Origin of the sequence: Roseovarius sp., assembly GCF_018066915.1 — a bacterium.
In the GTDB taxonomy this organism is placed as follows: Bacteria; Pseudomonadota; Alphaproteobacteria; order Rhodobacterales; family Rhodobacteraceae; genus Roseovarius.
Genome location: NZ_JAGPVV010000262.1, coordinates 20,998 through 32,469, shown reverse-complemented (window position 1 = coordinate 32,469; position 11,472 = coordinate 20,998). Strand labels below are relative to the sequence as shown.

Below are 11,472 nucleotides of genomic sequence, written 5' to 3'. Positions count from 1 at the left end.
CTCGCCGGGGTGACGCATCCGCTCTTTGGTCTCGATCACGTGCTGGCAATGATCGCTGTCGGCCTCTGGGCCGCGCAAATCGGCGGCCGTGCGCTCTGGACCGTGCCAAGCGCCTTTGTTCTGGCGATGATCACCGGGTTTCTCGCGGCCCTGATCGGCTTGCCCTTGCCGCTGGTCGAGCCGATGATTCTCGCCTCGATCATGGCGCTTGGGCTGGTGGTGGCGCTCGCTCTGCGCCCGGCACCGGGGCTCGCCATTGCCCTCGTGGCCCTCTTCGCGCTCTTTCACGGTCATGCCCATGGCGGCGAGTTGGGTCAGGCGCAGGCCTTAGAATTCGGCGCTGGCTTTGCCATCGCCACGGCGCTCTTGCATGCGGCGGGATTGCTCATCGCCTATACCGCCGCGCGCGAAACGCGCCATGCCAGCGCCCTGCCGCTCCGCGTGATGGGCGGGGCAACCGCCCTTGCCGGGGTCTATATCGCCTTCGGCTGAGCGGGGTGTAGCGGCATCAGGTCACTTCTTCCTCAAGATGCAGTTTCATCTCGATCAAGACCTGCTGCAAATGCGTCGTCTCCCGCAAAAGGCGCTTGGCCTCGTTCACGGTGATGCGCCCATCCGCGATGCTCTGCTGATACTCGGCCATGAGCATCGCAAACCGCTGCGACAGCGCGATCACATCGCTGTTCACATTGGCCCGCTCTTGCGTGTTGCGCCGGTCTCCGATCAGGCTCAGGCTGACGCCGCATAACTCGGCCAGCGCGCTTGTGACATGCGGATAACTCGCGGCGGCCTCAAGGGCGGCCACGGTGTCCACCGGCATGAAGCGGTCGGCGTGTTCGTCATGGTCGGAATAATAACGCCCCAGCGTGGCCTTGGATTTGCCCGTCAACTGACAGGCCGCCTCGATTCCCACATCCTTGACCAAGGCTTCGGTGTGCTTTTTCAGGTAACTTCCCGTCGTCGACATACGCTTTCCCCAATTCAGCCCTTGTCCCGAGGGCTACCCTAGCTGGAATTCCCCATACTGATTTTGCAAGCCGATGTCATTTCCAAACTAATCCCAAGCGTTTGGCCCCGGATCAGCCGCGTTCCACCAGAACCGAGCCCACCGAATAGCCCGCCCCGAACGAACAGATCAGCCCCCGGTCGCCGGGTTGCAGGTCTTGGGAATATTTGGAAAAGGCGATGATCGACCCGGCAGAGGATGTATTGGCATAATCCTGCAGGATATTCGGCTGCTCTTCCGCCTCTGGCACCCGGCCCAGCACCTTGCGCCCGATGAAATCGTTCATCGCCTTGTTGGCCTGATGCAGCCACAACCGCCGCAGATCGTCCGGCACCACGCCTTCGTCCTCCAGATGCGCCAGAATATGCGCCGAGACCATTGGCAACACCTCCTTGAACACCTTGCGCCCCTCCTGCACGAATTGCATGTCGCGCCGGTCCGCCAGACCATCCGGGCGCGTGCGCCGCAGAAACCCGTTGTTGTTGCGGATATTGTTGGAGAACTGCGTGGCGCATCGGGTTGACCGGATCACGAAATGTGGCCCCTTGGCCTCTTCCACCGCTTCGATCAGAACGGCGGTGCAAACATCGCCAAAGATGAAATGACAATCGCGGTCGCGCCATTCCAGATGCCCCGAGCAGATTTCGGGGCTGACCACCAGCGCCCGCTTGGCCGATCCACCCCGGATCATGTCGGCAGCGGCCTGAATCCCGAAGGTGGCCGAGGAACAGGCGACATTCATGTCAAAGGCAAATCCCCCCGCGCCCAAAAGCTGCTGAATCTCGATCGCAATCGCCGGATAGGCGCGCTCGTGGTTTGACGCCGCGCAAATGATCAGATCGACCTCCGACGCTGCGCGCCCCGCCTCTGCGAGGGCCTGCGCGCAGGCGTCCATCGCCATTTCCGCCATGATCCCCGGCTCGTCATCCCGGCGCTGCCGCAACAGCGGATGCATCACCTCGGGGTTGAGCACGCCGGTCTTGTCCATGACATGCCGCTGCTCGATCCCCGAAGCACTCACGATGAATTCGGGCGACGACATGCCTTTGGCCGCGATTTCGCCCGCCGCAATCTCGGACGCATGGCGCGCGTTGAACGCCTCGGCATAGGCGTTGAAGGCTGCGACCAGTTCCTCGTTGGTGATCACCTCCGGCGGCGTGAACACGCCCGTTCCCGTGATTGCGGGCAAACCCATTGTCATTCTCCTCAAAGATTTGATCAGATCACCTCAGTCCTGCCGCCACGTCAAGCGCGACGTCGCGCCATCTCTTCACGGCACCCGCGCCGCCGAGGTGGTAGACTGTCACCCGACAGAGGCGACCGGCCTTGGGCGTGTCTGCGCTCTGCTGCGCCCGCCATTGGCATCTGTGTCGCGAGGAGGGTTTGACAAGATCGGCCTTTATGCCGCCATGGGAGCAGACGTGGTCTGGGCACAGGCAAAGACGCGCCCTGAAAAGGAGGGCCGCCCGCAGGTCGCCATAACAACAAGCGACCGAGATTGCCTGTCTGATTGCTTGCGTGAGGTTTCAGCCCGTTGGGGCCCCCGCCGTGTGCGAGGGCCCCTTTGGTCTGACCGCTTTAGCCAAAGAGAAAGTCACTCTCGGCCAGCGTCGCAGCCTCGACACCGACGAGAATGATCGTGTGGCCCTGATAGGTGATTTCCGCCGCACCCGAGCCGCCAAAGGATGCCTCTGCGATGCCCAGACCATCAAAGCCCTCGGTGACCCCGCGCAGATCAAGCAGATCGCCCGCGCTGTCGAAATCCGAGATCACATCGACTTCTCCAGCGTTGAAGCTGTTGAAGACAAAGACATCCGTCCCGTCCCCGCCTTGCATCTCATCGTCGCCGTTGCCGCCGTTGAGCGTATCGTTACCCTCACCACCGCTGAGCATGTCGCGGCCATTGCCACCGGCAACAAAGTCGTCGCCAGCACCGCCATCCAGCATGTCGTCACCGACACCCCCACCCATTTGATCGTTACCAGCGCCGCCGTTCATGACGTCCATTCCGGCACCGCCCCCCATCAGGTCGTCGCCGTCATCTCCGGTCATGCTGTCGGCGCCTTGGCTGCCGCCCATCCTGTCGTTTCCGGCACCGCCCGTCAGAACGTCGTCACCGCCGCCGCCATTGACCAGATCGTTGCCATCGCCGCCCTCTACGGTGTCATCCCCAAGACCGGCACCAAGCACGTCATCGCCCGCGTCGCCGGACAGCCGGTCATTGCCCAGCCCTCCACCGATCCGGTCATCGCCATCGCCGCCCGCGGCCACGTCGTCACCATCGCCAGACGAGATGACATCATCGCCGCCATTGCCTGCGAGCAGGTCATCGCCAGCCCCACCAACAAGGCTGTCCACACCGCCGCCGCCGCCGATATCGTCGTCGCCCGCGTCCCCGCCAAGGAAATCGTTGCCCTCCGCGCCGCGCAGAATGTCATTGCCATCGCCGCCAAATGCCATGTCCCCCAGCACGCCGGTCGAGATATTGCTCAGGCCATCATCGCCATCGGACCAGCTTCCGGTGTGGATCTCATCATTGCCTGCGCCGCCAAAGATGGTGTCGGACCCATCGGCTGTTGCATCGAACATGCCGCCCGTGGCGGTCGAAACCCGGCTGTCGTCATCGCCGGTGATGATGTCATCGCCCGCGCCGCCTTCGATCAGGTCGTCACCCGCGCCCCCGGCATAGCCATTGTCATATTCCGACAAAGGAAGCGCCCCAGACGCGCCAAAGCTGGCGGCATTGAACCTGTCGTCCTCATCGCCCGCACCAGCGCCCAGCGTGTCATTGCCGGTTCCACCATCGAGCACATCCGCACCCGCATTTCCCAGCAGCACGTCATCGCCCGCGCCGCCTGTCATGCTATCCGCACCGCCGCCGCCGCCGATATCGTCATTGCCCGCGTCGCCGCTCAGGATATCGTCGCCACCGGCACCGCGCAGAATATCGTCGCCGTCGCCGCCATACGCCTCGTCAGAGGCCGTGCCGGTTTGCGTGTTGCCAAAGCCGTCATCGCTGTCGGCCCAGGACCCGGTATGGATTTCATCATTCCCGGCTCCGCCAAAAATGGTGTCCGCGCCATCCGCGTCCGGGTTAAAGGTTTGCCCGCTGACGGCAGAGACCCGGCTTTCGTCGTCGCCGGTGATGATGTCATCCCCGGCACCCCCCATGATCAGGTCGTCACCGGCACCCCCGGCATAGCCGTTGTCATACTCCGCCCGGGGCAATGCCCCCGAGGCCCCGGCATCCGCGCCATTCGGGATATTGGCATCATTGCCCGCGAGGATCACGTCGTCGCCTTGGCCGCCATCAAGATCGTCGCTGCCGCCGTTGCCGGTCAGGGTGTCCTTGCCGCCGAGACCGATGAGCACGTCATCGCCCGCCCCGCCGTCGAGACTGTCGTCGCCTTCCGTGCCTGTCGCGGTCTCGCCCGCATCGCCCAGCGTCAGGGCGACGCCGCCCATGGCCCGCTGATCGTCCAGACGCGACAGCGCCTCGTCCAATGTGATCTGCTCGATTTCGCCCGCTGCCGCAGGCAGGATGGGCACAAACCCGTCTTGCGATCCGTCAACCTCGCCCGTGGTCCCGGCCCCGATGCCATCCGGCACGGCCACACCATGCAGCACGATTTCCCGCAGGGAGAGCGGCAGAATATCGGCACCCACATAATCAGTCATGGTGACAGGGCTGAAAAAGTTGGACGCATCATTCAGATCGAACGCCCGGATATAGGTAAAAGAGCCATCCGCATTGGTCATCGGCGTGGCGCTCTCACCGCTCAGGGTCAAGAGCACGTCGCCATATTGGCCCACACCTTCCAGCACTTCCACCAAACCATCCCGGTCGGCATCGCTGGAGATGTCCGGCGTCTGCGAATTCACGGGATTGCCGCCCACGTCAAACAGACCATGAATATGCTGCGGCACAGGCTGGTTGGGTTCCATGCCCTCGACGGTGATGGACACGTTGAGATATTGTTCGCCGGTGATTTCGGGTGCGCCAATCGCGAGGATCGCCGTTCCACTGACGCCCGAGCCATTGAGCGCAATGAAATCAACCGCATAGGTCGACTCCGCGCCCCGCAGAAAGGTTTCAAAAGAGGAATAGTTCGTCGCTAGATGTGCCATGGTTTGACCTCCCGTTTGCAAGCATCACGCAACAGCCACGGAAGACACCGGCACAAAGTTTCAGGCGCGGGGGAAAAAGTTTGCAGCCAGAGCGCCTGCGCTGCACGAAGGCGCAGGGCGCGCGCGCGGCGCAGAACTGCCTATGGCCTGCGCCGCTCGTTCACGCGTTGCGCTGGGCGATCCTCCAGACCGTTCCCCAGAACGCGCTCCATGATCCCCTGAAAGGCGCGTGCTTGTTCGGCAAAGCTGGTGATCCGGGGCGCGGATTGCCTTGCGGCAGGATCATGGTGCTCCAGCGTTTCAAGGACCTGAGAGCGCAACACCTCCGGGCCAGCCCCGATGGAAATGAGGCGCTCCGGGTCCACGGCATCATGCTCGACCGTGCCGCCGCTGTCGGTCTGGATCACCTTGATCCCCCGCGCCAGCGCTTCGCGTATTGTCAGGCCAAATGTTTCCTTCCATTGCGACAAGAACAGCAACACGTCGATTCCCGCATAGAAGTCGTCCATGTCCGAGTGATCATACCGGGGCACAACCCGCCACTCCCCCGAGAGCTTGGACAGGTCATGCCCGGCCCACCACGACCCGTCGAGGCTCCCATCGACCAGATGGACGCCGAAATCGGATCGCGGCAGGTCCTTGAATGCCTCCCGGATATGTGGCCAGCCCTTGATTGCAGAGGGGCCTCCAACAAACCCAAAGACGATCCGCGGATCAGCCGCGCGCCGCGCGGCCTGTTTGGCTGCAAAATCCGAGCGCGGCATGTGCACGCCATTTTCCCACACCACCCCAAGACCCGGAGCCAAGCCTGACGCTTCACAGAGCTCGCGGGCGAAATGGCTGGGATAGGTGATGACATCCGTGAGCGACGCCGCCTCCTGTAGCGTCTGGAACCGTGCCTTGGCCGCGCCATGATCCGCGACACAGCCTTTGCAGGCGTCGATCTGAACAGGGTTTTGCGCGCAATACACCTGATCGGGTTTTACCATGAACTGCCGCTCACAGATCCACCAATAGTCATGTACGGAAATCACGATCGGCACCTGCGCGCGCTTGGCGGCGCGCAGGATATCCACCCCGATTTCCTGAATGCAATGCACATGCATGAGGTCGGGGGACAGATCGGCGATCATCTCACTGACAACGGCCCCAATCTCGGGGTTATCGTAGAACTGCTTGTAAGGGCGGTTTTGCGGCACATTGATCAGGTAATTGTCGATCCCCATCACCTGAGACCGCACCACGGAATAGGGCGGTACCTCGGGGCGGCTGATCAATGAGATCACACTGACCCGTGCGCGCTTGTCTTGCACCAGTTCTCGGGCCACCTGTTCGGCGACAACGGTCGCGCCGCCATAGGTGTAGGGGGCAAAGAACACATTGACGAGCAGGATATGAGGACGCTCTGTCATGCCATCACCCAGTCGAGGAGGTCAGGGGCGATAATGTGGGGGCCAGCCTGCACGCTCCATCTGGTCTCGAGCGTTTCTCTTGCTGCGCGCCCCATGGCGCGGGCGCGCGCTCTGTCAGTCGCGAGAGTTTCCAACGCTTGCCTCCAGTCGCCGGGAGACTCGGCAATAAATCCGGTGCGCCCTTGGTCGATCATCGTTGGCAAATCGCCCACCGCGCTCACAATACAAGCCAGCCCCACCGCTGCCGCATCAATCACGCGCACACCGCTTTTGCATCTGTTGAACAGATCATCCTGAAGCGGCATCACCGCGACATCGGCCTGCGCCAGATTGGCGAGGTAGGCATCATAGTCCAGAAACGGATGATGCTCGGTTTGCGCCGCAAGAGAGGCGGGCAGCCTGTCGGTTTTAAAATGGCCCAAAATGGTCAGGCGCCGCGCGGGATCGGCGGTAACAAAGGCTGCAACTTCGGACTTGATCAGATCGAAATCCGCCTCATGCCCCTGTGATCCGCTGGCGAACACGACCCGAAAGAGACCATCCTCCGCACCGCGCGCAGCGATGGCGCTGGCTCCGTGCTGCAATGTCTCGGGGTCGGCAAAGTTTCGTCTGACGTGAACCGGGCGCGGCGTGTAGAGCCGTGCCAGATCAGCGAGGCCGGGCGTAGAGACCGTCACAATATCGGCCCCATTCATCATGGCGGCATAGCGAGGAGCCACCGCTAGAAAATGTGTCTTGAGCATCGGATCGAGCGCCGCCATGTTCTGATAGGTTTCATAGGCTGCAACCGAAAACAGCGGATCGTCGATGTCGAACAGGATCGGCAGGCCAAGCCGGCGCGCCTCGTAGCGATACATCTGGGTCAGTGGCGTGTCTTCCAGCCTGTACTCGCAAAAATGCGTCGCGCGTTGCAAAAGCCGAAGCGCCCTCGGGGTATCTTCGTAATGCGCATAATCGAACGCAACATTCTGTGATTCCCACAGCACCTTGAGCTGCTCGACGCGGTATTTTCGGCACTGTGACAGGTTGAGATCACCGATCAGCGCAATGCGCGGAGTCCACTTGTGGTTGATCTTCGCGTGAAAGCCCCCGCCACGGGCCAATTCCGTCCAAATGGGTTGCATCTGCCGTTCGGGTGCAGACGATGTGTCCGGCGCAAACGCAGCGGGCGCCTGACGACCAAACAAGGACGGCGCTGAGCCACGCAAATAAAGCGTCGCAAAATAGCGCGATCGTTTCAGGGCTTCTGAAAGGCCATATTGGTGCGTCACCGATACAAAGCGACGCAAGAGTGACAAACGAACAAAACGCGCCAAATCAGAGGTTTCCTGCCTTAGTCAAAATTAGGTCTTGGTTACTATGCACTTAAGCAACCGGGTTCAACTTCACATTTTCCTGAGTGAAGAAAATCATGCGTCGCGCGCACTGGCCGTTGTGGAGTTTCCGACTGGAATGTGACACATGGGGTGCATGATCGAAGCGTCGCTCTCTCTCACAAGTGTCCAGCCCCCTTGCTCAAGCGGGCAGCGGTCCTTGGTTCTGGTTGCAAGCCAGATTTTTTTGGTCCCAAGATATCGCCAGACACTATGATGTCGGCCGCATGAATACAATCCCAAGGCGTATAAGAGATGACCACTGACACGATGACGCAACGAAATGACAAGGGCACGGATGCCGGTGATCTGCGGACGCTGCTTCTGGTGAATGGCGAAGTCTTTGCAAACTTCGCGGCTGCCCCACGCGAGCCTGTGGAAATCGCCATCGGCTCCGCCAGGGCCCAATTGCAGCCCTGTGCGCCGGACGCGTTGAAATCCTATGGGCTGGCCCGCCCGCACGGTCTGGATACCCGGGATTTGAAGAACCGGATGCGGTCCGAACCAGCCGAAAAGGTGCAAGGCGACACCTATGCTGTCTGGATCAACGAGCTCTCGGACTGGGCGCTCTCGGGCACGCAGACCGTGCAGATCATGCTTGTCGATCGCAACGCCCCCTGCCGGATCAGGATTGATCATCCCATCGTCATCAAAGGGGGCACATCAGGCCTCTTTTTAAAGGCGCAAATCGCAACTCACCGCAGCAAGGCGATGCTGCACGTGGTGTTTTCAGATACGACGACGCAGGAAACCACGACCCGCAAGGTGGCGTTCGCCCCCGGCTTTCTGGGTGGGCGTCAATCTCAGGGGTATCAGCAGGTGATGTTGCCCCTGCCCAAGAGTGTCGGGCCAATGGAGGTGCGTCTCGAGGTTCACCATGAAGAATATGCCGATGACGGATCAGGGATCGAACCCTTCGTTTTTCTGGCCGATGTGCATGTTGGCAGCCGTAGCAAACCGGAGACATCCGTTCTCAGCCCCATGATGCTCGTGGGCACCGAGATTGCCGGTGATGGTGTCTGGCTTCGGGCCGATTTGCCGGCCTATCCGATACCCGATGACGATATCCACTTGCGCTATGGCGGCAAGACCGAGGTCCGCACCATCCCGGCCAGCCCGAAAATCGCCGTGGACGACCGGCAGGGTCACACCTTGGTCATCGAAAGCTCGGATACGGCCGTTCTCAGCTTCTACGTTGATGGCCAACCTCAAGGGCAACTCTCGGTTCGGCCGGGTCAGACCCCCTTTCGATTGGCAGACACCTATTTTGACGGTGCCACGCATCATATCAGCATCCGTGACCTCTCTGGCACGGTGCGGCTTTGTGAAACCCTGACCCTTGTTCCGGCGATCCTGACCCCGGCGGATGTGTTGCAGCGCGAAAGCCGCGCGCCGTTTCCCGCGTCCATCTTTGCGCAGACCCCGCGCCGCTTTGCCAGTCTTCGCAAACTCTTCGAGACAGCCACGCCAGAGACCGATTTCGCCCAGATCACCCATGCGCTCGACACGGTCGAGGCGGGCTATGACCGTGTCACCCTCAAGCCTCTGAGCTTCCCCAAGGTGGCCGCGCCGAAAGTGTCCATTGTCATTCCGGCGCATAACAAGGTCGAGGTGACATATCTTGCGCTCTGCTCGCTCTTGGTCGCGCCCAATCAGGCCAGCTTTGAGGTCATCGTGGTGGATGACGGATCAACCGACCAGACCGCCACGCTCGAGACCTTCGTCAGCGGGATCACCGTCCTCCACAATGCCGAGCCGCAGCGTTTTATCCGCGCCTGCAATGCCGGGGCCGATCTGGCCCGTGGAGAGTATATCGTCTTGCTCAATAACGATGTCGAGGTGACATCCGGGTGGCTGGATGAACTCCTCGCCGCCTTCGAGCGGTTTGACAACGTGGGTCTTGCCGGGTCCAAGTTGCTCTATCCGGATGGGCGTTTGCAGGATGCGGGCGGCATCATCTGGGGCACGGGCAATCCGTGGAACTATGGCAACCGCCAGAACCCCGAAGAGCCGCGCTTTTGTTACGCCCGACAGGCGGATTACCTGTCCGGCGCGGCGATGATGGTTCCCAAATCCGTCTGGACGGCGGTGGGCGGGTTGTCCTCGTATCTCGAACCGATGTATTTCGAGGATACGGATTTTGCCTTCAAAGTCCGCGAGGCGGGCTATTCAACCTGGTTTGTTCCGTCGTCTGTCGTGTACCATTACGAGGGGATGACCTCTGGCACCGACGTCAGTTCGGGGTACAAGCGGTATCAAGAGGTCAACCGGCCCAAGTTCAAACGCCGCTGGATCGAGGCCTACAGCCAGTTTGGCCGCGAGGGGCAAAACCCCGATCTCGAAAAGGACCGGGGCATCAAGGGGCGCGTGCTCTTCATCGACTATACCACACCGCGTCCCGATCAGGATGCAGGCTCCTATGCCGCGCTGCAAGAGATCAGGCTGGTTCAGTCGCTGGGATACAAGGTCAGCTTTCTGCCGACGAACCTGGCGCATCTGGGCAAGTATACCCAAGACCTCCAGAAACTCGGGGTCGAGATGATCTACGCCCCGTTCTTTCTGAGTGTGCAAGAGTATCTGTCCCGGCACGCGGCAGAGTTCGACGCCTTTTACGTCACGCGGTTCTACGTCGCCCAGGACGTCTTGGGCCATCTGCGCAGCTACGCGCCAGAGGCCAAGGTTCTCTTCAACAACGCCGACCTCCACTTTCTGCGCGAGATACGCGCGGCCCGCGCCGAGAATGACGAGAACCGCTTGCAAAGCGCCCGTCGCACCCGTGACGAAGAATTGGCCATCATCAATCAGGTCGATGTGGTCCTGAGTTACAACGAATTGGAACATGCCGTGATCGAGGCCTATAGCGAAGGCCGCGCAACGGTCGTGCGCACCCCATGGGTTGTCGATATTCCCGATGCCGTGCCGCCGCTTTCCGAGCGCGCGGGGATGTCCTTTCTGGGCAGCTTCCGGCATCATCCGAATGTCGAAGGCGTGCAATGGTTCCTCCGCGAAGTCATGTCACAACTCGCCACCCAGCAGGACGGTCTCACGTTCTCGATCTATGGCTCCGCCATGCCCAAGGACATTGCCGCCCTCGCAAGCCGCTCGGTGCTGCCTGTCGGCTTTGTGCCGCAGGTCGCCGATGCCTATAACCCGCATCGCATCTTTTTGGCCCCGCTGCGCTCGGGGGCCGGGATCAAGGGCAAGGTGATTGATGCCTTGGCCCACGGTATTCCTTGCGTCCTCTCGCCCGTCGCTGCCGAAGGCATCGGGCTGCGCAATGGTCAGGAATGTTTCATCGCCCGCACCCCCGCCGAGTGGATTTCCGCGATTTCCCGCCTGAATCAGGACGATGCGCTCTGGCACCAGATATCCGAGGCCGCGCGGTCCTATGTGACGGAAAACTATTCCTTCACCCGTGGCCGCCACGCCATGCGCGAGGCCTTCGAAGCGGCGGATATGTTCCTGCCGGGGATGGCCGCGACATGAACCCTGATCCCTTGCCCTCTCGGATGGCGCGCAAATCTTTGCAAGAATACCAATAAGAAAGACTTGA

7 protein-coding genes are annotated in these 11,472 nt (G+C 61.2%); 2 read left to right on the top strand and 5 right to left on the bottom strand.

Annotated features, from left to right (window positions below; translation table 11 throughout):
* Positions 1-492 (top strand): HupE/UreJ family protein (locus KBT70_RS14635; protein WP_296635241.1); only part of this gene is annotated, 492 nt, incomplete at its 5' end.
* Between the two features lie 16 nt (positions 493-508).
* Here KBT70_RS14635 and KBT70_RS14630 read toward each other — a convergent pair.
* The 5 genes from KBT70_RS14630 to KBT70_RS14610 all read right to left on the bottom strand — a co-directional run bounded on the left by KBT70_RS14630 (position 509) and on the right by KBT70_RS14610 (position 7,670).
* Positions 509-967 (bottom strand): phage regulatory CII family protein, encoded by a 459-nt coding sequence (locus KBT70_RS14630; RefSeq protein ID WP_296635236.1) that lies wholly within the window; start codon positions 965-967, stop codon positions 509-511.
* 112 nt (positions 968-1,079) lie between these two features.
* Positions 1,080-2,201: a beta-ketoacyl-ACP synthase III gene (locus tag KBT70_RS14625; RefSeq protein WP_296635233.1), complete on the bottom strand. Its 1,122-nt coding sequence runs from the start codon at positions 2,199-2,201 to the stop codon at positions 1,080-1,082.
* A 383-nt stretch (positions 2,202-2,584) separates the two neighbouring features.
* On the bottom strand, positions 2,585-5,134 hold the full coding sequence (locus KBT70_RS14620; RefSeq protein WP_296635229.1) for a calcium-binding protein: 2,550 nt from the start codon (positions 5,132-5,134) through the stop codon (positions 2,585-2,587).
* Between the two features lie 140 nt (positions 5,135-5,274).
* Positions 5,275-6,546: a glycosyltransferase gene (locus KBT70_RS14615; RefSeq protein WP_296635225.1), complete on the bottom strand. Its 1,272-nt coding sequence runs from the start codon at positions 6,544-6,546 to the stop codon at positions 5,275-5,277.
* Positions 6,543-7,670 (bottom strand): glycosyltransferase, encoded by a 1,128-nt coding sequence (locus KBT70_RS14610; protein ID WP_296635222.1) that lies wholly within the window; start codon positions 7,668-7,670, stop codon positions 6,543-6,545. Before KBT70_RS14610 ends, KBT70_RS14615 begins: the two co-directional genes overlap by 4 nt.
* A 504-nt stretch (positions 7,671-8,174) precedes the next feature.
* Between KBT70_RS14610 and KBT70_RS14605 the strand changes: the two genes are divergently transcribed.
* The gene (locus tag KBT70_RS14605; protein WP_296635218.1) at positions 8,175-11,405 is read left to right on the top strand and encodes a glycosyltransferase; all 3,231 of its coding nucleotides are present in this window, start codon (positions 8,175-8,177) and stop codon (positions 11,403-11,405) included.
* The last annotated feature ends 67 nt before the right edge of the window (positions 11,406-11,472 follow it).

Excerpts from the sequence above, each read along its gene's own strand:
- KBT70_RS14615 (WP_296635225.1), bottom strand. The coding sequence starts at position 6,546 with ATGACAGAGCGTCCTCATATCCTGCTCGTCAATGTGTTCTTTGCCCCC.
- KBT70_RS14625 (WP_296635233.1), bottom strand. The coding sequence starts at position 2,201 with ATGGGTTTGCCCGCAATCACGGGAACGGGCGTGTTCACGCCGCCGGAG.
- KBT70_RS14605 (WP_296635218.1), top strand. The coding sequence starts at position 8,175 with ATGACCACTGACACGATGACGCAACGAAATGACAAGGGCACGGATGCC.
- KBT70_RS14610 (WP_296635222.1), bottom strand. The coding sequence starts at position 7,670 with ATGCAACCCATTTGGACGGAATTGGCCCGTGGCGGGGGCTTTCACGCG.
- KBT70_RS14620 (WP_296635229.1), bottom strand. The coding sequence starts at position 5,134 with ATGGCACATCTAGCGACGAACTATTCCTCTTTTGAAACCTTTCTGCGG.
- KBT70_RS14630 (WP_296635236.1), bottom strand. The coding sequence starts at position 967 with ATGTCGACGACGGGAAGTTACCTGAAAAAGCACACCGAAGCCTTGGTC.